This is a genomic window from Clostridium thermobutyricum (assembly GCF_000371465.1).
In the GTDB taxonomy this organism is placed as follows: Bacteria; Bacillota; Clostridia; order Clostridiales; family Clostridiaceae; genus Clostridium; species Clostridium thermobutyricum.
Map to the genome: position 1 here is coordinate 2655041 of NZ_KB850956.1, position 22798 is coordinate 2677838.

The 22798-nt window shown below is 27.5% G+C and carries 19 protein-coding genes, 1 riboswitch and 1 other annotated feature; of the genes, 3 read left to right on the top strand and 16 right to left on the bottom strand.

Annotated features, from left to right (window positions below; genetic code table 11):
* Positions 1 to 64: 64 nt before the first annotated feature.
* Positions 65 to 1474: a methionine--tRNA ligase gene (locus HMPREF1092_RS12470; protein WP_002599027.1), complete on the bottom strand. Its 1410-nt coding sequence runs from the start codon at positions 1472 to 1474 to the stop codon at positions 65 to 67.
* Between the two features lie 86 nt (positions 1475 to 1560).
* Positions 1561 to 3516 carry a methionine--tRNA ligase gene (gene metG, locus HMPREF1092_RS12475; RefSeq protein ID WP_002599028.1) on the bottom strand — a complete coding sequence of 652 codons (1956 nt, stop codon included), beginning with the start codon at positions 3514 to 3516 and terminating at the stop codon, positions 1561 to 1563.
* 67 nt (positions 3517 to 3583) lie between these two features.
* Positions 3584 to 3819, bottom strand: a binding site (T-box leader).
* Positions 3820 to 3960: 141 nt separating this feature from the next.
* Between metG and HMPREF1092_RS12480 the strand changes: the two genes are divergently transcribed.
* Complete coding sequence (locus HMPREF1092_RS12480) at positions 3961 to 4461, top strand: FUSC family protein (RefSeq protein ID WP_002599029.1); 501 nt, start codon at positions 3961 to 3963, stop codon at positions 4459 to 4461.
* Positions 4462 to 4616: 155 nt separating this feature from the next.
* Here the strand turns inward: HMPREF1092_RS12480 and HMPREF1092_RS12485 are convergent, their stop codons facing one another.
* The 8 genes from HMPREF1092_RS12485 to HMPREF1092_RS12520 form a co-directional block, all read right to left on the bottom strand.
* Positions 4617 to 5060, bottom strand: a complete 444-nt coding sequence (locus HMPREF1092_RS12485) for an Hsp20/alpha crystallin family protein (RefSeq protein WP_002599030.1) — start codon at positions 5058 to 5060, stop codon at positions 4617 to 4619.
* A gap of 65 nt (positions 5061 to 5125) precedes the next feature.
* Entirely contained in the window at positions 5126 to 6832 is a 1707-nt protein-coding gene (locus HMPREF1092_RS12490) for a Na+/H+ antiporter NhaC family protein (RefSeq protein WP_002599031.1), read from the bottom strand.
* A gap of 99 nt (positions 6833 to 6931) precedes the next feature.
* Positions 6932 to 7105: riboswitch (Lysine riboswitch) on the bottom strand.
* 79 nt (positions 7106 to 7184) lie between these two features.
* On the bottom strand, positions 7185 to 8432 hold the full coding sequence (locus HMPREF1092_RS12495; RefSeq protein ID WP_002599032.1) for an aminopeptidase P family protein: 1248 nt from the start codon (positions 8430 to 8432) through the stop codon (positions 7185 to 7187).
* A 54-nt stretch (positions 8433 to 8486) separates the two neighbouring features.
* Entirely contained in the window at positions 8487 to 8927 is a 441-nt protein-coding gene (locus HMPREF1092_RS12500) for an ACT domain-containing protein (protein ID WP_002599033.1), read from the bottom strand.
* A gap of 170 nt (positions 8928 to 9097) precedes the next feature.
* Positions 9098 to 10681, bottom strand: a complete 1584-nt coding sequence (locus HMPREF1092_RS12505) for a putative ABC transporter permease subunit (protein ID WP_002599034.1) — start codon at positions 10679 to 10681, stop codon at positions 9098 to 9100.
* A complete protein-coding gene (locus tag HMPREF1092_RS12510; RefSeq protein WP_002599035.1) occupies positions 10665 to 11393 on the bottom strand; it encodes an ABC transporter ATP-binding protein in 729 nt (242 codons plus the stop codon). The genes HMPREF1092_RS12505 and HMPREF1092_RS12510 overlap by 17 nt, the downstream gene beginning before the upstream one ends.
* Positions 11394 to 11498: 105 nt before the next feature.
* A complete protein-coding gene (locus HMPREF1092_RS12515) occupies positions 11499 to 12023 on the bottom strand; it encodes a spore maturation protein (RefSeq protein ID WP_002599036.1) in 525 nt (174 codons plus the stop codon).
* Between the two features lie 12 nt (positions 12024 to 12035).
* Complete coding sequence (locus HMPREF1092_RS12520; protein ID WP_002599037.1) at positions 12036 to 12611, bottom strand: nucleoside recognition domain-containing protein; 576 nt, start codon at positions 12609 to 12611, stop codon at positions 12036 to 12038.
* A gap of 113 nt (positions 12612 to 12724) precedes the next feature.
* Between HMPREF1092_RS12520 and HMPREF1092_RS12525 the strand changes: the two genes are divergently transcribed.
* The gene (locus HMPREF1092_RS12525; protein WP_002599038.1) at positions 12725 to 12910 is read left to right on the top strand and encodes a hypothetical protein; all 186 of its coding nucleotides are present in this window, start codon (positions 12725 to 12727) and stop codon (positions 12908 to 12910) included.
* A 45-nt stretch (positions 12911 to 12955) separates the two neighbouring features.
* Here HMPREF1092_RS12525 and HMPREF1092_RS12530 read toward each other — a convergent pair whose 3' ends face one another.
* The 4 genes from HMPREF1092_RS12530 to ileS all read right to left on the bottom strand — a co-directional run bounded on the left by HMPREF1092_RS12530 (position 12956) and on the right by ileS (position 19934).
* Positions 12956 to 13645: a nitrite/sulfite reductase domain-containing protein gene (locus tag HMPREF1092_RS12530; protein WP_002599039.1), complete on the bottom strand. Its 690-nt coding sequence runs from the start codon at positions 13643 to 13645 to the stop codon at positions 12956 to 12958.
* A 392-nt stretch (positions 13646 to 14037) separates the two neighbouring features.
* A complete protein-coding gene (locus HMPREF1092_RS12535) occupies positions 14038 to 15417 on the bottom strand; it encodes an MATE family efflux transporter (RefSeq protein ID WP_002599040.1) in 1380 nt (459 codons plus the stop codon).
* Between the two features lie 156 nt (positions 15418 to 15573).
* A complete protein-coding gene (locus HMPREF1092_RS12540) occupies positions 15574 to 16572 on the bottom strand; it encodes a LacI family DNA-binding transcriptional regulator (protein ID WP_002599041.1) in 999 nt (332 codons plus the stop codon).
* Positions 16573 to 16820: 248 nt separating this feature from the next.
* Positions 16821 to 19934, bottom strand: a complete 3114-nt coding sequence (ileS, locus tag HMPREF1092_RS12545) for an isoleucine--tRNA ligase (protein ID WP_002599042.1) — start codon at positions 19932 to 19934, stop codon at positions 16821 to 16823.
* Between the two features lie 542 nt (positions 19935 to 20476).
* Here ileS and HMPREF1092_RS12550 point away from each other — a divergent pair.
* A complete protein-coding gene (locus tag HMPREF1092_RS12550; protein ID WP_040413727.1) occupies positions 20477 to 20728 on the top strand; it encodes a (2Fe-2S)-binding protein in 252 nt (83 codons plus the stop codon).
* A 56-nt stretch (positions 20729 to 20784) separates the two neighbouring features.
* Here the strand turns inward: HMPREF1092_RS12550 and HMPREF1092_RS12555 are convergent, their stop codons facing one another.
* Together HMPREF1092_RS12555 and HMPREF1092_RS12560 are read right to left on the bottom strand one after the other, a co-directional pair.
* Entirely contained in the window at positions 20785 to 21201 is a 417-nt protein-coding gene (locus tag HMPREF1092_RS12555) for a hypothetical protein (RefSeq protein ID WP_002599044.1), read from the bottom strand.
* Between the two features lie 207 nt (positions 21202 to 21408).
* On the bottom strand, positions 21409 to 22641 hold the full coding sequence (locus HMPREF1092_RS12560; RefSeq protein WP_002599045.1) for an NAD(P)-dependent oxidoreductase: 1233 nt from the start codon (positions 22639 to 22641) through the stop codon (positions 21409 to 21411).
* Positions 22642 to 22798: the final 157 nt, after the last annotated feature.

Consider the following 22798-nt stretch of genomic DNA (forward strand, 5'->3'; position numbering starts at 1 on the left):
AAGCATTATTATTTACCCCTTATAACCATCTTAATTGATTGGTTGCCTAGAATATCTCGTCCCCCTATTGTAGATATTCTAGGTTTTTTACTTTGTTTTTCTTTATTTTTAATAATCTAATCTCTTCATTTGCTAAGTTTTTATCTAAAGTCTTAAAAGTTTCTATATATTCTAATTTATCAGGAATATTTTCTACATGTATAAAGTTCCAACCACTTTCTTTTATTTCAAATAACTTTTTTATTTTCTCACTAAAAGTTGGAATAAAAGGTTCTAATAAATTTGCTATATTAATTAATTTTATAATTGAATAATTACGCTCTTCATTAAATTCTTTTACTAATGAAATTATATTTTTAAGAGCATTCTTTAACTCTCCTCTTTCAATCTTTTTTCCAATCTCTTCGTAATAATTTATTATCTTATCTTTTTCATATTTATTTTTATAAATATTACATTTACCTTTTTTATATAAACTAATTGTATTTATATAAAATCTCTCTAAAATTTCAACTAATTCATAATTATTGGCATTTATAAAATTTCTAAATCTAAAATCAGAATCACTTTTCTCAGGTGAATTTGTAATTAAATAATATCGAATTAAATCCACAGAATATCTCTCTAACACATCATTTATCCACAATGCCCAGTTCTTTATTGTTGAAAAGTTCTTTCCTTCTAGCTTTAAATGATTACTTGAAAATATTCTTAATTTAACATTTTTATATCCAAGTGCAGATAATATCCCAGTAAATATTATCGAGTGGAAAGGAATATTATCCTTGCCATGTACTAAATAAACTCTACTATCTTCACTATTAAAATAATCTTCTAATGTCTCTTCTTTATCATCTATACATTCTTGTGTTGCTGTAAGATATCCCATTAATGCTTCAATCCAAACAAATATTTTCTTGTCTTCATATCCATCTAAAGGAACATCAACTCCAAATGTTATATCTTTTGTTACTGATTTATCCCTAAGTCCTTCACTAATATATTTTTCTGTGATTTTTTTTGCATTTTCTCTCCAATACTCACCATTTTTAAAAATACTCTCAACTTCATCATTTAAACTTGATAGCCTGAACATTAAATTCTTATCATTATCAGTACAATCTTCATAAATATATCCTTTATTATATAGTTCTAATATTTTATCTTTTACCCACTCTTTATGATTTTTACTATCAGTATTTGAAAATAAATCAAATGAAAAATCTAAGCTATTAAAACACTTTTTAAATTCCTTATGATATTTATCAATTATTTCTAAAGGTTCTAAACCTTCTTCATTTGCCTTCTCTAATACTAAATTACCATGAGTATCACTTCCAGATACAAATATTACTTTATCTCCTTTTTTCCTATGATATCTAGCAATTATATCTCCAGGTAAAAGAACTACTATTCTTCCTAAGTGAAGTTTTCCATTTGTATATGGCCAAGCATTTCCTATTACAATTCTCATTTTTCAAATCCTTTCATAAAAAAATAGACTGTATCAAATTAAATTATTTTAAATTAATCTTTTGATACAGTCTTATATTTAATTAATTATCTTACTATGCTACCAGTTGGTAATTTTCCTGGATTAACTAGATTTAAAATAGTATCATTACTATCTGATGCAGCAATTATCATACCTTGTGACAATTCACCTCTTAATTTAACAGGTTTTAAGTTAGCTACTAAAACAACATATTTTCCTACTAAATCTTCTGGTTTATAGTGCATTGCTATTCCTGAAACCACTTGTCTGATTTCTCCACCTAAATCTACTTTTAATTTAAGTAATTTTTTAGCTTTTTTAATTGGCTCACATTCAACTACTTTAACAACTCTTAAATCTATTTTTTCGAAATCTTCTATTGTTATCTCTTCTTTTATTGGTTCCATTTCTACTTTTGCTTCAGCTGCTTCTTTTTTCTTAACTTCTTCTAATTGAGCTAATCTTAAAGCTTCAAGTTCTTCTAACTTTTTATCAACATCTATTCTTGGGAATAAAGCTTCACCTTTCTTAACTGTTGTTCCTGGTGCAGTTCCATCAAAACCTTCTAATGAAGCCCAATCTTTAGCAGTTACTGCTAATTGTTCATTTATTTTTTCTGAAGTTCTTGGAAGGAATGCTGATAATAATACTGATGAGAATCTTAATGCTTCAGCTAAATTATATAAAACAGTTCCTAATCTGTCTTTTTTAGTTTCATCCTTAGCTAATATCCAAGGAGTTGTTTCATCAATATATTTATTTGCTCTTCTTATTAATGTGAATATTGCTTCTAATGCATCTGGTATTTTTAAATCTTCAATTGCATTTTCAACTATTTTAGGAGTTTCTAATGCTAAGTTTATAAGCTCATCATCTACTTCTTCTTTACCTAAAGGTGCTGGAAGTACTCCATCAAAATATTTTTCAACCATTGCAACTGTTCTTGATAATAAATTTCCAAGATCATTACAAAGGTCTGAATTTATTTTCTTTATGAATATTTCATTATTAAATAATCCATCTGAACCAAAAGGTATTTCTTTTAATAAGTAGTATCTTACTGCATCTACTCCAAATCCTTCAACTAATGCAACAGGATCAACTACATTTCCTTTTGATTTTGACATTTTTCCACCATCAACTAATAACCATCCGTGTCCAAATACTTGCTTTGGTAGTGGTAAATCTAATGCCATCAACATTATTGGCCAGTAAATTGTGTGGAATCTTAATATATCTTTTCCTATTAAGTGAACATTAGCAGGCCAGAATTTTTTATATAATTCATCATTATCACTTCCATAACCTAATGCAGTTATATAGTTTGATAATGCATCTATCCATACATAAACAACATGATCTGTATCAAATGTTACTGGAACTCCCCAGTTAAAGCTTGTTCTTGAAACACAAAGGTCTTGTAATCCTGGTCTTAAGAAGTTATTTAACATTTCATTTTTTCTTGATTCTGGTTGAATGAAATCTGGATGATCTTCAATATATTTTATTAATCTATCAGCATATTTACTCATTTTGAAGAAATATGCTTCTTCTTTAGCTTCATGAACTGGTCTTCCACAATCAGGACAATTCCCATTAACTAATTGAGTTTCAGTCCAAAATGATTCACATGGTGTACAATATGAACCCTCATATGAACTTTTATATATATCCCCTTGATCATATAATTTTTTAAATATTTTCTGTACAGCTTTTACATGATAGTCATCTGTAGTTCTTATGAATTTATCATAACTAATGTCCATCATATCCCAAAGGCTTTTAATTCCTGCAACTATTTCATCTACATGCTCCTTTGGTGTTATTCCTTTTTCTTCTGCTATTGTTTGGATTTTTTGACCATGTTCATCTGTTCCAGTTAAGAACATTACATCATATCCTGTTAATCTTTTAAATCTTGATATAGCATCAGCAGCTACAGTAGTATACGTATTTCCAATATGTAGCTTCGTTGATGGATAATATATTGGCGTTGTAATGTAATATGGCTTTTTACACATAAATCTTTCCTCCTAAAATTTAAATTTTTCTAATCTTTTGCAATAAAAAAACCCTATGCCAAATTAGCATAGAGACGTAATAAACGTGTTACCACTCTACTTCACTCTTATCTTACAATAAGAATCTCAATAGGTAAAAATTCACCTTGCAATATAACGGTTGCATCCGTAAATCCCTAACACTTAACGCTCAAGACTTCTGCTCTGAGGCCATCTTCATTTTACTTCCTATCACAGGTTTTCAGCTTTCCCTGCTCTCTTATAGATATTCTATAAAACTACTCTTCTCTTCATAGCATTTTCATTTTAACTATATAATATTCTAAATAACTTTAACTGTCAACAACTTATAACTATATATATTACATTTTAACCTTTTTATGTAAATTAGCATTTTTTATAGCATATGATATAATATATAATACTTTAATAGGAGGTAATATAATGAAGCTTAATTTTCATAAAATTGGACTTAGAAATATAAAAACTGCTTTATCTGTAGTTATTTGTATGGTTATTTTTAGTGCAATAGGTGATGAAAATCCTTTTTATGCTTGTATAGCTGCCGTTATTTGTATGAAAGACACTGTCTCAAGTAGTTTTACAATGGGTAAAAATAGACTTATAGGAACTATCATAGGAGCACTATTTGGAACATTATTTATATATATTTTAATTCATATAACATTTTTAACTCACTATATTCCATTCATAAGTGGTATAGGTATTGTTATTGTTATATATACATGTAATTTATTTAATAAGCCGGGTTCTGTAACTATAGCTTGTATCGTATTCTTAGTTATAATGGTAAATTATAGTGGACCTCAATCTTACGCTTATGCTTTAAATAGAAGTATGGACACAGCCATTGGAATAATAGTTGCAATTCTTGTAAATAAATATTTTAATCCACCTGCTGAAGAAGCAAAAGTTGAAAAATAAATTATATATAATTCTTATTAAATAAAATTTGAAAAAAAATATCAACTACAAAATAATTTTGTAGTTGATATTTTTTATTATATTAAAAGAATTTTTATATTATTTTTAATATAAAAGCGAAGTAATTTTTAATAACTACTTCGCTTAAAAAAATACTATTCTTCTTCATAATCTAATACATCTATTATTACAGGATTCTCTTCTTTAAAATTATAAATTATTTTAGGAATTTCTAAATTTAACTTATGATTTTTAAATGAAACTTTTAAATTAGAAATATCATTATCAGGAATATAAAATTTCTTTTTATAATCATTAAATTGACTAATCATCATTACTGACATGTTTCCTCTATTTGAAAAAACTTTTTTTCTTTTTATTTTCATAAATAAATAATCATCTTTATAATCAATTTTTATATCTTTTTTTTGGATTCCTGGAAAAAATCCTTGTATCAAATATTTATCTTCTTCATTTTTAATCGATATTTCAATATCGCCTTGATCTACTTCTTCTTCAAAAAAATCTGAAGAATCAATTTCATTTAACATATCTAAATAAAGATTTTTGAAAAATCCAATCCCTTGGTTATTATTCATATTTGTCTCCCTAAACATACTCCTATAACTAGAATATTAGTTTTCCCTTTATTTTGATACTAAATTTAAATATTTTCTTTAATTTCTACTGGCTTTCCTATCAGCCTAATTAAAACAATTAAAATAACAATAGCAATTGGTAATATTATATACACTGGAACTCCAAAACCTGCTGGTATATATCCAAAGACTACAGTAACTATTGCTACAAAAATTGCATACCACATTTGGGTTCTAACATGCTCTATATGATTACATCCAGCCCCCATAGAAGAAAGAATTGTTGTATCTGATATAGGTGAACAATGATCTCCAAAAATTGCTCCAGTTAAAACTTCACTTGTACATACAATTACATATCCCATATCTGATGAAACTGAATATCCTAAAGGTATTGCAAGTGGCATCAAAATTCCCATAGTTCCATATGCTGTTCCTGTTGCAAATGAAATTATTGCTCCAAGAATAAAAATTATACTTGGAAGAAGAAAAGCTGGAATAGTATCTGATAAAAGTGTTACTAAATATTTAGCTGTTCCTAAATCTTTTATAACAGAGCTTAATGACCAAGCAAGTAAAAGTATTACTCCTGTTATTAAAAGCCCTTTCATTCCATCTATCCAAGCATCAACTGCTTCTGTTACTGTAAAAATTTTCTTCCATACTGCCATTCCTATTGCAACTATTGATGCTAGTATAGCTGATTGAAAAAGAGCTGTTGATGCATCTGCTGCTGAAAAAGCTTGTTGAATTGATGAAAATGAAAATGGTGAATTGTTTAATAATTCAATTAATGCAGTATTTTCTCCTAACATTATTGATGAATATCCACTATAATAAAAACTCGCTAAAGCTGATAATATAAGTGTTCCTATTGGAATTATTGCATTCCATATACTTAATTTAACACCTTCTTTAACCATCATTTCTTCTTCATTTTCTGCTTCTACAACTTCATTTATCCCTTTTCTTGCATTCGATTCTGCTTTTCTCATAGGCCCAAAGTCTCTAAGCATTATTGTTGTTATAACTACAAATGCAAGTATTAATATATTATAAAATCTAAAAGGTATTGTTTCTAAAAATACTCCAAAAGCATCTACACTCATTCCTATTTGAGTAAAAGAATCTTTTATAAGACCCACTTCTAATCCTATCCATGTTGAAATTATTGCAAGACCAGCAATTGGTGCTGCTGTAGCGTCTATAATAAAAGCTAGTCTTTCTCTTGATATTTTAAGTTTATCAGCAACTGGTCTCATTATAGGTCCAACAATTAATGAATTTGCATAATCATCAAAAAATACAAGTAATCCTAAAAACCAAGTTACAAGTTGTGCACTTCTCGGCGTTTTTGCTCTTTTCGCAAGTGCTTCTGCAATAGCTCTTGCTCCCCCCATTTTACCTACAAGACTTATAACACCTCCAATTGCTAAAACTTGAAGTATAATTCCTGCATTCCAAGGATCTGCTAGTGAATTTAAAATCCTTTGTATAAGGTCTAAAAAAGCCTGTACAAATCCTTCAAAAACATTCATTCCACAAATTTGAAGCATAAAACACCCTGCTAATGCTCCTATAAATAATGATATTATTACATTCTTTGTTATAAAGGCTAAAACTATTGCTACTAATGGTGGAACTATTGTCCAAATTCCAAATTTCTCTGCATTTAAAACTCCTGGGTCAACTTCTGCTGCAAATGCTGTTACTGATAAGCTCATTATTAAAATAAAGCTTAATAAAAATACTACTACTTTTCTTACTTTCATTAAAATGTCCCCCTTATTTTTATTACTCAGAGGCTTTATTACAAAAAATGTAAAAAGAACCTTGAGATAACACCCAAGCTTCTACAATATGCAAAATCCTAGAATGATAGCCCAACACAATTTCTTGTGACAGTCTTATGCATATTCTGCATAACCCCAGGATTATAAGATTAAAGCAATTTCTTATATCCTTCGGCGAATCTTCCTTTCCTATAGTTCCAATTTGCTTATAAAAACTATAGTACTCTTAAGATTCGCGCCTCTACCTCTTCGTATATTCAACTTTAATTTAAAGTTAGTATACAGTATATCCTATTCTTTCGCAATAGTTTGTTCATATTTTATTATTAAATTATTTACTCATGAATTTTTCTATTTCTTCAACAGTTTTAATCATATCTTTAGTTAATACTTCTCTTCCTGTTTCTGTTATAAGAATATCATCCTCTATTCTTACTCCAATTCCTTCTTCTGGAATATAAATTCCTGGTTCAACAGTATAAACCATTCCTGGTTCTAATATAGTATTTCTTCTTGGATTATCTATATCATGTGTATCAAGTCCTAAACTATGTCCTATGCTATGGAAGTAATATTTTCTAACTTCACTCTTATCTTTTATAAGACCTAATTTTATACATTCTTCAGCTATCCACTCAGTTGCTTGATTATTTAAATCTATAAAATTTACACCTGGTTTCATAGCTTCAATAACTCTTTCATTTACACTTAAAACAGCTTCATAAACTTCTTTTTGTCTTTCAGTGAATTTACCATTTATAGGGATAGTTCTTGAAATATCTCCATTATAGTAATTCCATTGAGCTCCAAGGTCAAATAACATTAAATCTCCATCTTTTAAAGTATCATTATTAGCTACATAATGAAGAGTTGTTGCATTTATACCTGCTGCTGCTATAGTTTTAAATGCATAATCTGATATTCCTCTACTTCTACATTCAAATTCATAGAAAGCCTCAGTTTCATATTCTTTCATACCTGGCTTTATACTTTTCATTATACATTCTACACCAGCTATTGTTATTTCTATGGCTTTTCTCATTTCTTCTATTTCTTCTGGGCTTTTTACAAGTCTTAATGGTGCAAATAAAGGAAAAGCATTTTTTATATTAACATGAGGATATTTCTTTCTTAATTTTTTAGCATATTCTCCAGCTATTGTTTGAAGACTATCAAAAGAATCTCTTTCTAAATCTAGGTATATAGTAAATTGTTCTTGTTCTCCTAATAATCTATTTAAAAATCCTTTAAGCTCTCCTAAATATCCAACTTCTTTTATTCCGTTTAATGGCTCTACTTCTTCTTGTCTTATAGTTTTTCCAAGCCATCTTTCCATTTCTAAATCTATTTCTTTTATAAACATTTTTTCAGTAACTTCACCATTAATTTTTGAAATAACTAAAATATGTTTTTCCTCTGCTAATCCTGTTAAATAATAAAAGTTTCTGTTTGGTGTAAAACCATACTTTTCATCTGCTGTTTTTTTAGGTGCTTCTCCTGCAAAAAGAATTAGTAAGGAATTATCATCCAATTTTTCTATTAATCTTTTTCTGTTTAATTCAAATACTTCTTTTTTCATTTCTACTCCCTCTTTCTTTTTATTTTTTACACTTTATCTTTTGATATAAAACAATTACTCTACTGCCAGTACTCTTACTTTTATTACTTCATCTATTTCACTTATCTTATACAAGAATTTTTTAACATCGCCTTTTATTTTAGCAACATCTAATGTTATTGTAACATTAGCTGTCATGTTTATAGGTATATCTTGACTAATTGTTAATATATTTAACTTATTTGTTGCAATAAAGTCTAATACTCTTGCTAATGCTCCTGATTTATGTGATAAAAGTAAAACTATAGTTATCTTTTTACTATTAACTCCTTCAGCCATTTGATAAACAGTATCTTTATATTTATAATAAGTACTTCTGCTTATTCCAACTACCTTTACTCCTTCTGAAATGTCTTTTACCTTTCCTGTATGAATAAGCTCTTTAACCTCTAATACTTTATAAAAAACATCAGGTAATACAGCTCCATTTACAATAAAAAATTTTTCTTCTTCCATAAATCATACCCCCTCTTAAAATGCCTTCCATTTACCCTTATTGAATATTTTACCATAAATAAATTATTATTAATATAAAATTAATTTATATTAATATTTTTTTCAATTAATATAAAAAATAAAAGCCTAAATAATTGATAATTTATCAAATTATTTAGACTTTCTTTGAATTATAACAAATTATATGTTTTTACTACTTTTTTATTCAAAATAAATAAAACTATGATTATACTTATTACTAATAATAGGAAATTAACTATAAAAGTTAAAAAAATACTCTTAGTCAAAAGAGCAAATCCCAATAGAATTCCTCCAAATATTACTGAAATTATTATATTTCCTAAGCTTTTAAAATTTCCTTTATAAAGATTCTTTTCAGTTTGCCATATTATTTTAGGTGATATATAATCACATAAAATTCCAATAACCGTTATTAAAAAACAAGTTAGTATTTGAATTATTAAACTTAATATAAAAATTTCTAATCTAACTTTTTCAATTGCAAGCAAACCAATCCCAATTATTAAAATTAGTGAATTTATAGTAAATGCAGAAATTATTTTTGCTAAAAGTTGAGTTTTATAACTTACAGGTATATATTTAGAAACTATAAAATTATTTCCTTCTCTACTTAAGGCAGTACTACCTGCTGACCCACTTGACATTCCAACTCCTATAACTAATGGTGTTCCTCCAATTATTAAATATCCTAAACTCCAATTTAAATCATTAGCCCCATTTGAAAATAATATAATCATATATAATACTGGTATATAAAATAACATGACTACACAATTTAAAAAGAAAGTTGGATTTCTAAAAATAATTTTAATTTCTTTAATAACCAAAGCTTTAAGTACTGATGAACTTTTCACTTTTGCCACTTTTACTTTTTCTTTATTAGAACTAATATCTCCAAACCCTTTTAAGCTTTTTAAATATAATTTTTCTGAAACAAAATATAATAATGCAAATAATATGATTACAATTAATAATACTATTCCCATATTTATATATCCTGTTGAACTTCCTGGATTAGATAAAGCCATTACTTCTAATTTATTATTTATAAATATTGAACTTATTAATTTTAATAAAGACTCTTTTCCTACTATTGCATTAGCTGTTCTTATTCCAATTCTATTTCCTTGAAAAAGTAAATTAATTAATATTATAAATACTATAAGTAAAATTGAAAAAATAACTTTTATAACATCTTTGTGTTTTGAAAGATTTGATATACTCATTAAAATAGTTGAGATTATAAATCCAATAATCATAGGTATTATAGGATTAAAAATATAAGCCAAAGCAACAAATATATAATAAATAGGATTAGAATTTGATACTGTTCCATAAGCTATAAGAGGTAAAACTATAATAAGTGAATATATATATAAATAAATTAAAATTCTTATTAGTTTACTTATAACTATCTCACTAGCTCTAAAAGGAAGTGAAATATAGATTTCATTATCTTCAGCTAAAAAGAAGTTATTTAATACACTAAATAATCCAATTACAAATGTAATCCCACTTCCTAATGCCAATATAAAATATAATAAAAGCTCTTGTTTACCTAACTTTTCTAAAATTCCATAAGCACTTGCAACTGCGCCTGCAACCCCACCTGATAAACAAAGTATAACTATTGCAAAGATTAAACTTCTAACTGGAGTTGGCATTTGGAATTTTCCTTTTGTTCTTTGTCCTTTAAATGAATATCTTAATAAAAGCCTAATATTCCTCATCATCTGTCATCTCCAAGAACATTCTTTCAAGTGAACTATCAGCTTTGAATTCTTCTCTAAGCTCATCTAAAGTTCCAACAAAAATCAATTCACCTTTTTTTATAATACCAACTCTATCACAAACTTTTTCTGCTACTTCTAATACATGAGTTGAAAAAAGAACTGCATTTCCCATATCTGCATGCTCTCTCATCATTCCTTTAAGTATAAAAGCAGATTTAGGGTCTAATCCTGTTAAAGGTTCATCTAAAATCCAAGCTTTTGGATTATGAACTAAAACTCCCATAATAACAACCTTTTGTCTCATTCCATGAGAATAGCTTTTAATAGTATCTCCTAAAGCATTCTCCATTCCAAATTTATTTGAAAGCTCTTTTATTCTAATTTCTCTATCTTTTTTAGATACTCTATAAACATCAGCCATAAAATTTATATATTCCATTCCAGTAAATTTTAAAAACATATCTGGACTATCAGGAACATATCCAAATTGAAGCTTTGCTTCTAAAGGATTTTTACATATATCATAGCCATTAATCTCCACTCGCCCTTCTGTTGGCTCTGTTATACCAGTAATCATCTTTATTGTAGTAGTTTTTCCTGCTCCATTTGGTCCTAATAAACCAAATATCTCTCCATCTTTTATTTCAATATTTAGATTACTTACAGCATTTCCTCTTCCGTAATTTTTACTAACCCCTTCAATTTTTATCATATGTTACACTCCTTTTAATTAAGGTGATATTTCAATATATATTATCATTATTTCCAACTTTATTAAACGGTATCTTTTATCTTTTAACTAATTATTAACAATCAATTAAGTTAACATCAACTTAACTACAGTTATAGCTGCAAAAATAGCTGCCATATCTGCAAAAACAGCACTCCAAAGAGTATGTCTTATTTTTTTTACTCTAACAGCCCCAAAATAAACTGTTATTGTATAAAAGATAGTTTCAGTTGTCCCCATAATTACGGAAGATAAATTTCCAATCAAGGAATCTGGTCCATAACTTCTTATTATGTCAGTAAAGATTCCAATTGCTCCGCTTCCTGAAATGGGTTTTATTAAAACAAGAGGTATAATCTCTTCTGGTAATCCAATTAAAGAAGCAATTGGAGATAAAATTTTATTTAAAAGTTCTAATAAATTTCCACTTTTAAATATTTGCACTGCTATAATCATAGCTAAAAGGCATGGAAATATATTTAAACAAACTTTAAGTCCATCTTTCGCACCTTCAAGAAACCATTCGTAAACTTTTCTTCCTTTTATCATTCCATAAACTAAAATAATAAGAACTATTATAGGAATTATACTTTTTGTAATATATCCAAACATAAAAAGCCTCCCCTAAAAATACCTCTGTAATATTTTGCAGCAAGTTACTCCAACAATAGCTGCTACTGAAGTAGAAATTATGGCTGGGAGTATTATTGCTCCTGCATTTGTTGAACCTTCAGAAGCTCTTATAGAAAGTATTGTTGTTGGAACCAATTGAATACAAGCTGCATTTAAGACCAGAAATAAAGCCATATCATTAGAAGCTGTTCCTTTTTCTTTATTTAGTCTATCCATTTCTTCCATAGCTTTTATTCCAAAAGGAGTAGCCGCATTTGATAATCCAAACATATTTGCAGTTAAGTTCATAACTATTGCTCCAAGTGCTTTTTCATCTTTTGCTGCTTCTTTAAATAAAATTTTTAAAATTGGTCTTAATATTTTTGCTAATATAGCTGTTAATCCACTCTTTTCAGCCACTTTCATTACACCACACCAAAAACACATTATTCCTACAAGCCCAATTACAAATTTAACAGTACTATCACTTCCTACAACAATAGCTTGTGTTACTTTATCTGCATTTCCAGTAAAAAGTGCTACTATTATTCCTAAAAAAATCATTGCAAACCAAATATAATTAATCATAAATCCTCCATTTAAGTAATACTAACAATTAAATATATTCATTGAACTTAACTTTTATTAGTGCTAGTATTAAATATATAAACAATATGTAAATGTATAAAGGAGTTTTACTTATGAAAGAATCAAACATTAAATTAGCTCAACAAGATATTGATGAAGCTTTAAAGACAGTTGAAGATTTAGAGAGAGTTATTGATGAGGATGGAGTATCAAAAGATACTTTAAAAGAAAAATTTATGACATTAAGTGAAAGACTTCAAAAATTAGAAGATCTACTAAAAAGTGAAGGTATACTTTAATTTATAAAAGGAACTGTATTACTACAGTTCCTTTAGTTATTTTATTTATAAAACATCTTCTTTAAATTTATCTAATCCAATTCTATCTATAAAAAATCCTAGCTTTTCACCTGGCTCTGCATTTTCACTATAATAAGCTAAAATATTATCTACTATTCTCATAGCTTCTTGTTCACTTATATCTTGGATTATTATATCTGCAACTCTTGGATTATATCCTGCTGAACCACCTGCAACAACCATCATTCCAGTTACATCAGCAATTATTCCAACATCTTTTGCATAAATACTTGAACAAGCATTTCTACATCCTGCTACTCCAATTTTAGTTCTACAAGGCATAGGCATCCATTGATATTTTTTAGATAATTTCATTCCCATTCCTATAGTATTATATTTTGATCTTTTACAAAATCCTGCTGGACACATTTCTACATTCTTAACTGTATTTTGACCTTTTACTGCTGGTTCCATTTGAAGCTCTTCCCATATTTGTGGTAAATCTTCACCTTTAAGATTTGTGATAAGTAATCTTTGTCCTGAAGTTATTTTTATAACACCATTATACTTTTTTGCAACAGCTGTTATTCTTTCTAATTCTTCTATTTTAATAAATCCTCCTGGTATATGAGGAGTTATTCCAAATGTTCTTCTTCCATCTCTTACTTTTTGCAAATTACCACCATGAGTTCCACTAACCATAAATGGTACATTTGGCATTTTATTATTTTCCATTTAATTTTACCTTACCCTTTCGCCTTAATATCTATCTTAAAATTTATTTTCTACTAATACTCTTAAATTATATCATTACTTAATATTTTTTATTGTAACCTCAGTTACAATAAAAGAGATGATTTTCATCATCTCTTTTATAAACTTATTCTTCTAATATTTCATTCATAATTTTATTACCAAAATTTTCTTATTCAAATTCTTCTTTGCTCATAGTTCTAATTTTTAAATTTCCTATTTTAATATAATAACTCTTTAATTTTCTCTTAATTTCTTTATTGTACTTAATTTCCCATAAAATTTTTAAAATTAAAAATTAAAGTGGTACTAAAATATATTTAAGTACCACTTCATTTAATTCTCAATTTTACAATTTATAATATACTTTTAATTTACACATTAACTTCTATCTCTTTTTGAATATTATCATTTTCTTTATTTAACTTTTTTAAAGAGTTATAAAATATACAACAAGTTATTATGGCAGATAATAAGTCACTTATAGCTCCAGCCATCCATATTCCATTTAACCCAAATATTCTAGGTAATATAATCATAAATGGTATTAATAATATAACTTGTCTTAAAAGACTTAAAAACATAGATATTTTAGCTTTTCCAACTGATTGAAAATAATTAGAACTTATTATTTGTAATCCTATAACTGGTATAAATAAAAGATAAATTCTTAATCCATTCTTAGCAATTTCTAAAAGCTCTGGATCATTGTTAAATATTTTTATAAGTAATTGTGGTGCTAATTGAACTACTAGCCATCCTATTGTAACTATTATAGTTGCAGTTATAGCTCCATAAAACACAGTTGTTTTTACTCTCTTATACTTTTTAGCACCAAAATTATATCCTATAATAGGCTGTGATCCTTGATTTAATCCAAATATAGGTGTTAAGAATATCATTCCTATACTTTGAACTATAGTCATAGCACCAATTGCTAAATCCCCTCCATAGTGTTTTAGAGAATTATTTGCTATTACTTGTACAATACATGCTGCTATTTGCATACTACAAGGACTAATTCCTATAGAAAATATACTAAGTACAATATACTTTTTTAATTTAAAGTTTTCTTTTTTAAGCTTTATTGAGCTTTGCCCTTTTGTAAAATAATATAATATCCATATAGTTGCTACAAATTGAGAAATTACTGTTGCAATGGCTGCCCCTCTAACTCCTAAATTAAATATGAATATTAATATTGGATCTAAAATTATATTTATTATAGCCCCTATAAGCATAGATAACATTGCTATTTTAGGACTTCCATCACTTCTTATAGAATGATTTAAGCCAAAGCTTAACATACTTACAATAGTTCCTGCAAATATTATCTGCATATATTGTCTAGCATATATCTCAGTACTACTACTAGCTCCAAAAACAACTAAGATTTTATCTAGAAAAGCTAATCCTATAATTGTTATTAATATACTAAAAATTATAATTAAAACAAAGGCATTCCCTATATGCTTCTCAGCTGTCTCTTTATCTCCTTTTCCTAAAAAAATAGAGATTCTTGAAGCTGTCCCTATTCCAACTAACATCCCAAATGCTAATATTATTGTCATTATAGGCATTGTTATACCTACTCCTGTTATTGCAAGTTTACCCACACCTTCAATATTTCCAATATACATTCTATCAATTATATTGTATAAAGTATTAACTAGCATTCCAATTATAGCTGGAACAGAAAAACTTATAAGAAGTTTTGATACCTTTTCAGTCCCAAGTTTATTTTCTTTTGTCATTCCTCATCCCCCTCTTCCTTAAATTCCAATACTAATTATAACAAACATTCATATTTTATTCTAAGTTTTTTAATTATTTATATTTAAAATTAATTTCCAATTCACTAATAAAATAAAAAAATAAAAGGTATCAAAAATTGATACCTTTTATTATATCTATTTAACACTTTCTCTATCTATTATAGTATGAGGTAATATAAAGTTTGCTTCCTCTAACTCTTGTTTATTTAAAAGTTTTATAAGCATTCTCATAGCAACTGATCCCATATCATAACTTGGTTGAGCTACTGTTGTTAATTTAGGATAGAATATTTCCCCTACATAGTTATTATTAAATCCTAAAACACTTACTTCATCTGGTACAGAAATATTGTGATTTCTAAATCCATTTATAACACCCATTGCTAATTCATCTGTAGCACAAACTACAGCATCAATTTTCTTACCTGATTCTATAAAGCTTTCTACTGCTGTTACACCATTTTTAGCTTTTAAGTTTGAAAGATATAATAATTCTTTATCTATTTCTAAATTAGCTTCTTTTAAAGCTTTTTCATATCCTATGTATCTATCATTCCAAGCATTTTTCCCATCTTTTTTTGCTCCTACAAAAGCTATGTTTTTGAAACCTTTATCTAAAAGATACCTAGTTCCTTCATATCCAGCTTTAACGTTATCAATAGTTACACTTGGTAGTTTACCATTCTTATCTTCAGTTTCAACTAAAACAGTTGTTATATCTAGTTCATTAATTAAATCAAGAATTTCTTCTTGAAGAGAACTACTCATATATATAACTCCATCAACCATTTTCTCTTTTAAAACTCTTAAATATTCTTTTTCTTTTTGAATATCAAAGTCTGAGTTTCCTAAAATTATATTGTAGTCATAAATGTTTGAAACATCTTCTGCTCCTCTTACTATTTCAGGATAAAACTGGCTTGAAATGTCCGGTATAAGAATTCCTATAGTCTTTGTTCTTTGAGTTTTTAAACTTCTTGCAACGATATTTGGTCTATATCCTAATTTTTTAATTGCATCTAATACTTTCTTTTTAGTATCTTCGTTTACAACGTCTATATCATTTAAAACTCTAGAAACTGTAGCAATTGAAACTCCAGCCTCTCTAGCAACGTCTTTAATAGATGTAGCCATATCTATTTACCTCCTACGTCCTTATTAATTTATTTATTATACTCACCTTTAAAATTTATTGCAAGTTTTTACTTTCATTGTTTACACTTTTTACATTTTTTACACACAACAATACATTTATTTTAATATTCTTTCTTATTTTCTATCAAATCATCTCTTAATTTATATTATATATTGAAATTTTTGTAAATCAAAGTGTTTTATCCAAAAATTTAGAGGTCTTAAATTTTAAGACCTCTAAATTAAATTTATTTTACTACTTTAACATTCATGTTTAACTTTTCACCGTTAATTGTTACTTCAGTATAATCTGAATCAGTATTGTAGAATATTTCTTTAGTTAAAGTTTCCTTCTTAATTGTATCTTGGAATTTCTTAATAACTTCGATTAACATATCATTATCAGCAACAAATAATTCTATGTTATCAGCAACTTCAAATCCTTTTTCTTTTCTCATATTTTGGATTTTTGAAATCATTTCTCTTACATGACCTTCTTCTTTTAACTCATCAGTTATATGAGTATCAAGAACTACTCCTGTATCTCCTTCACCAGCAAATGCAAATCCTTCAAGACCTTGCATTGTAACAAGTAAACTTTGAGCATTTAATTCAATTTCAGTTCCATCAACATTTATAATTTCAACTTCGCCTCTTTGAATTTTTTGAGCTAAATCCATTTGATTTCTAGCTGCTATTTCTTTTCTTATTCCTGGTATTAATTTACCATAAGCTCTTCCAAGCACAGGTAAATTTGGCTTAATTTCAAAGTTAACATATTTAGATAAGTCTGATCCAAATTCAATTTCTTTAATATTTAACTCATTAGCTATAATATCTCCATAATATTCAGGTAATGAAGATGTTGATACTAAGATTTTTGAAAGTGGCTGTCTATTCTTAACATTAGCTCCATTTCTAGCACTTCTTCCAAGTTTAACAATAGTGTAAGCTAAATCCATTTGCTTTTCTAAATCTTTATCTATTTCTTCTTCATTAGCTTGTGGCCATGGACATAAGTGAATACTTTCTATAGCATTTTCATCCATATTAACTACTAAGTTTTGATAAATTTCTTCTGTTATGAAAGGAACAAATGGTGCTGCAATCTTAGATAAAGTTACAAGAACTTTATTTAAAGTTACATAAGCTCCTATCTTATCATCAGTTAATTCTGCTGACCAGAATCTTGATCTATTTCTTCTTACATACCAATTTGATAATTCATCAGTAAATTCTTCTATAGCTAATGCTGAATTTGTAATTGAGTAATTATCAAGACCTTCTTCCACAGTTTTAATTAATGTATTTAATTTTGATAATATCCATTTATCCATTACATTTTCTGATACGAAATCTGCATACTTATTAGGATTGAATTTATCTAAATCTGCATATAAAACATAGAATGAATATACATTCCATAAAGTTCCTAAGAACTTTCTTCCTGCTTCTGCAACATCATCTATTGAGAATCTAGTTGGTAACCATGGTGCACTTGCAGTATAGAAATGCCATCTTGTAGCATCAGCTCCTTGGCTATCTAATACTTCAAATGGATCTACAACATTACCTTTTGATTTACTCATTTTTAAGCCTTTTTTATCAAGAACATGACCTAAAACGATACAATTTTCAAATGGATTTCTATCAAATATTGCAGTTGAAATTGCAAGTAAAGTATAGAACCATCCTCTAGTTTGGTCAACAGCTTCTGAAATAAATTGTGCTGGATAGTTTTTATCAAATAATTCTTTATTTTCAAATGGATAGTGAAGTTGTGCAAATGGCATTGATCCTGAATCGAACCAACAGTCAATAACTTCATGAGTTCTCTTCATTTCCTTTCCACATTTTTCACAATGTAAATGTACTTTATCTATAAATGGCTTATGAAGTTCAATATCTTCTGGTACATTTATTCCTTTTTGTTTTAACTCTTCAATGCTTCCAATACATTCTCTATGTCCGCATTCACATTCCCAAATTGGAAGTGGAGTTCCCCAATATCTATCTCTTGAAATACCCCAATCAATAACATTTTCAAGGAATTTTCCGAATCTTCCTGATTTAATATTATCTGGTAACCAATTTATTTTATCATTGTTAGCTAATAATTTATCTCTTAAAGTTGTCATTGCAACAAACCAGCTATCTTTTGGATAATAAAGAAGTGGTGTATTACATCTCCAACAATGTGGATATGAGTGAGTGTGTTTTTCTGCTTTAAATAACTTATTATTTTCTTTTAAATAATCACAAATTTGTTGATCGCATTTTTTAACAAATTTACCAGCCCAAGGAGTAACTTCTTCTGTAAAGTTTCCTTCTGTATCAACTAAGTTTATAAACGCCATTCCATTTTTCTTAGCAACAAAGCTATCATCTTCCCCATAAGCTGGAGCTATATGAACTATACCAGTACCATCTGATAATGTTACATAATCACCATGGATAACTTCAAAAGCTTTTCCTTCTGGCTTGTGGAATTGTAATAATTGCTCATATTTCATTCCTAAGATTTCTGAACCTTTAAACTCTTTAATTATTTCAGCTTCTTCTCCTAATACTTTTTCAACTAAGTCTTTAGCTAAAATATAAGTTTCATCTTCAAGCTTAGCTTCACAATAAGTATAAGCTTGATTTACACATAAAGCCACGTTTGAAGGTAATGTCCAAGGAGTTGTTGTCCAAGCTAAGAAATATTTATTTTCTTCTCCTACAACTTTGAATTTAGCAATTGCAGTTAAATCTTTTACATCTTTATATCCTTGTGATACTTCGTGTGATGAAAGAGCAGTTCCACATCTTGGACAATAAGGCATAACTTTATGACCTTTGTATAATAAATCTTTATCCCACATTTGTTTTAAAGCCCACCATACTGATTCTATGTATGGATTATGATAAGTTACATAAGGATTATCCATATCAACCCAATAACCAATTTGATTAGTCATTTTTTCCCACATGTTAACATATGTGAAAACACTATCTTTACATTCATGTACGAATTTTTCAACACCATATTCTTCAATTTGTTCTTTTCCTGAAATTCCAAGTTTTTTTTCAATTTCAAGTTCAACTGGAAGACCATGAGTATCCCAACCTGCTTTTCTTATAACTTTATATCCCTTCATAACTTTATATCTTGGGATAATATCCTTCATAACTCTTGTAAGAATATGTCCTACGTGAGGTTTTCCATTTGCTGTTGGAGGTCCATCATAAAATGTAAAATACTCTCCATCTTGATTCATGTCAAAGCTTTTTTGAATAACGTTTCTTGCTTTCCAAACGTTCTCCATGATTTCTTTTTCCATACCTACAAAACCACTTGTAAGTTCTACTTTTTTATACATGTCAAAACTCCTTCCATAATTAAAATTTATATTTTAAAATTTTTCTATAAAATAAAAAAACCCGCCCTACTAAACAGGACGAGAAAATATACTCGTTAAACCACCCATGGTGAAATATCAATACACTTAAATTCAGTTTTTCCTGAAAACATATATTGATTTAAATTCAGATACTATCATATCCTATCTCTTAACGCGAGATTACGTGTAAGCTTAATAAGAATTTTCCTTTCAGCCACCAACTCCTAGGTGATTTTCATTGAAATGTATTATGCTTTTACACCAGACAAGCACTCTCTTAAAATACAGTAAACAACTACTTTTCCTAATCATTGTCTTTTTAAAAAATATTATATATTACGCATATATAAAAGTCAATTGACTATAATATTATTTAATTTAATATTTTTATAAATTTATTTCAATTACAAAACTTTATTGTTTTAACTAATAAAAATTATTAATTAGTATTGATTTTTATTTTTTAAAATGATTTAATTAAACTATCAAATAGATTTTTAAAGATTAGATATAAATATTTTATGCTAAGGAGGAATTGTGTCTTGGAAAATAATAATATACAAAAAGAAGTCTTAGATAAATTAACTAAAACATGTGTATGTAAAGTAGTTTCTAGAGCCAAAGTTAAAGAAGCAATAAGAAACGGTGCTTTATCATTAGATGAAGTAAAAAAAGCCACTGGTGCTGCAACAGGATGTTGTGGTGGTGCTAGATGCGTATATAAAATACATGATTTAATTGATGAATACAAGGAAAATGGTGATTTCAAATAAAAATAAACCCGAACTTTTTAAGTTCGGGTTTTTTTATTATTTTTTAAACTATTCAGTTACATTATTAATCCAAATATAATACTTGATAAAATTATAAAAATAGACATTACTCTAATCACTTTTATAGTATTTTTTATTCCAATCCATTTATTAGTCTCTGGAGTTCCATATGGACATCTTATAAGTAATATTCCAAATAAACATCCAAAAGCTATTAATATACCTTTAGATAAAATTTCAAATTTTAATATTGACACAATGATATTTAATACAACATAAATAAAAACTAATCCAAATAATCCTATCAAAAACTTATTCTTATTTTTTTCTACATCATTTAAATATCTAATAAAATCTTTTTTGCAATTTTCACAACAAAAATGAAAACTTTCATCCATATTAAGTTCTCTATAATAAATGTTTTTTTCTATCCCATCATTATCTAACCTTTTACCACACCAAATACATTTCATTTTATCCCCCATAAAGTAGTTTTTATAATAACGTAACATATTCTTAAAATTAATTTTTCTATTATGTATTTATTGTTATTATATACCAATTTTAAATAATTAGAGTATAATTTTTATAATAAATAAAAAATATAATTAAAAAAAGATTTTTCTCAAATTGAGAAAAACCTTTTTTATCCACAGACTAAAAATATTATTTTTAACTTATTAATTTTCTTCACAATATTTTTCTATTGCATTAGCAACAGTTTTTGCATGATTTACTGCATGTACTACAGTCTTAGCTCCTGTAACAACATCTCCTGAAGCAAAAACACCTTTTTTAGTTGTTCTTCCTTCTTCATCAGTTACTACAAGACCCCATTTATTTGTCTCTAACTCTTTATCTCTTGAAGCTATTGTATTTCTTGGCTCTTGGCTTATAGCTATTATTGTAGTATCACATTTTATGAAAGATTCTTCATCTAACATTTTAGTTTGTATTTTCCCATCTACTTCGATATTTTCTGTTTTTACAACTTTTATTCCATCTTCAAGGATTTCTATAGGTGCTTTAAATAAATCAAATTCTACACCATCTTCTTTTGCTTCTTCAATTTCTTTATTAGTTGCTGTCATTTGTTCAAAGCCTTTTCTATAAACAACATAAACATGCTCTGCTCCACTTCTCTTAGCAACTCTAGCTGCATCCATAGCAACATTTCCTGCTCCTATAACACAAACTGTTTTTCCTAAATTATAAACTTCTGGTGCTTTTAAATAATCTATTGCATAATGAACATTTCCTAATGTTTCACCTTTTATATTTAATTTCTTAGCATTCCATACTCCAGTTCCAATAAAAACAGCTTTATATCCATCTTCTATAAGTCTATCAAGTGTTATAACTGGACCTATCATTATGTTAGGTCTTATTTGTACTCCTAATTGAACTAGTTTATTTGAAATACTATCAATCATTGAATTTGGTAATCTATATTCTGGTATACCATATCTTAAAACTCCACCTATTTTTTCATGAGCTTCAAATATAGTAACTTTAAATCCTTTTTGTGCAAGAATAAATGCTATTGTTATCCCAGCTGGTCCTCCACCTACTATAGCAATTCTATCTCTATTACCTTGTCCTTTTTCTAAATTTAAAGTTTCTAAATATTTTCCTGACACTTCTTCTTCTATTTCATAGAAATGTATTGGCTCTCCTTTTATACCTCTTATACAACTTCCAGCACATTGTTCCTCATGAGGGCAAACTATTGCACATACTGCTGATAATGGGTTATTTTCAAATAGCATTTTTCCTGCTTCCTCAAACTTATCTTCTCTATATAAGCTTATTACTTCAGGAATTGATGTATTTATAGGACATGCTTCTTTACATCTTGGCTTTTTGCATAATAAACATCTATTAGCCTCTTCTGTCAAAAATAAACTTTTCATCCTTTTATCCTCCATGTTATTTATTCTCTTTGTAAATACATTATATATCTTATGTCAAATCTTATTCTAGTCTTAAATTTTTATTTTTTACCTTGTCTATAGATTTTTAATTTATAACTTTATGTTATAATCGTAAAAGAATTATTTTGAAGGGAGC

Bases quoted from the DNA above. Each gene is read 5' to 3' on its own strand.
- HMPREF1092_RS12530 (WP_002599039.1), bottom strand. From the start codon at position 13,645: ATGGAAAATAATAAAATGCCAAATGTACCATTTATGGTTAGTGGAACT.
- HMPREF1092_RS12500 (WP_002599033.1), bottom strand. From the start codon at position 8,927: ATGGAAGAAGAAAAATTTTTTATTGTAAATGGAGCTGTATTACCTGAT.
- HMPREF1092_RS12505 (WP_002599034.1), bottom strand. From the start codon at position 10,681: ATGATGAGGAATATTAGGCTTTTATTAAGATATTCATTTAAAGGACAA.
- HMPREF1092_RS12555 (WP_002599044.1), bottom strand. From the start codon at position 21,201: ATGAAATGTATTTGGTGTGGTAAAAGGTTAGATAATGATGGGATAGAA.
- HMPREF1092_RS12510 (WP_002599035.1), bottom strand. From the start codon at position 11,393: ATGATAAAAATTGAAGGGGTTAGTAAAAATTACGGAAGAGGAAATGCT.
- HMPREF1092_RS12520 (WP_002599037.1), bottom strand. From the start codon at position 12,611: ATGATTAATTATATTTGGTTTGCAATGATTTTTTTAGGAATAATAGTA.
- HMPREF1092_RS12525 (WP_002599038.1), top strand. From the start codon at position 12,725: ATGAAAGAATCAAACATTAAATTAGCTCAACAAGATATTGATGAAGCT.
- HMPREF1092_RS12495 (WP_002599032.1), bottom strand. From the start codon at position 8,432: ATGAAAAAAGAAGTATTTGAATTAAACAGAAAAAGATTAATAGAAAAA.
- HMPREF1092_RS12540 (WP_002599041.1), bottom strand. From the start codon at position 16,572: ATGGCTACATCTATTAAAGACGTTGCTAGAGAGGCTGGAGTTTCAATT.
- HMPREF1092_RS12490 (WP_002599031.1), bottom strand. From the start codon at position 6,832: ATGAAAGTAAGAAAAGTAGTAGTATTTTTATTAAGCTTTATTTTAATA.
- HMPREF1092_RS12515 (WP_002599036.1), bottom strand. From the start codon at position 12,023: ATGTTTGGATATATTACAAAAAGTATAATTCCTATAATAGTTCTTATT.
- HMPREF1092_RS12480 (WP_002599029.1), top strand. From the start codon at position 3,961: ATGAAGCTTAATTTTCATAAAATTGGACTTAGAAATATAAAAACTGCT.
- ileS (WP_002599042.1), bottom strand. From the start codon at position 19,934: ATGTATAAAAAAGTAGAACTTACAAGTGGTTTTGTAGGTATGGAAAAA.
- HMPREF1092_RS12485 (WP_002599030.1), bottom strand. From the start codon at position 5,060: ATGAATAATAACCAAGGGATTGGATTTTTCAAAAATCTTTATTTAGAT.
- HMPREF1092_RS12560 (WP_002599045.1), bottom strand. From the start codon at position 22,641: ATGAAAAGTTTATTTTTGACAGAAGAGGCTAATAGATGTTTATTATGC.
- HMPREF1092_RS12550 (WP_040413727.1), top strand. From the start codon at position 20,477: ATGCTAAGGAGGAATTGTGTCTTGGAAAATAATAATATACAAAAAGAA.
- metG (WP_002599028.1), bottom strand. From the start codon at position 3,516: ATGTGTAAAAAGCCATATTACATTACAACGCCAATATATTATCCATCA.
- HMPREF1092_RS12470 (WP_002599027.1), bottom strand. From the start codon at position 1,474: ATGAGAATTGTAATAGGAAATGCTTGGCCATATACAAATGGAAAACTT.
- HMPREF1092_RS12535 (WP_002599040.1), bottom strand. From the start codon at position 15,417: ATGACAAAAGAAAATAAACTTGGGACTGAAAAGGTATCAAAACTTCTT.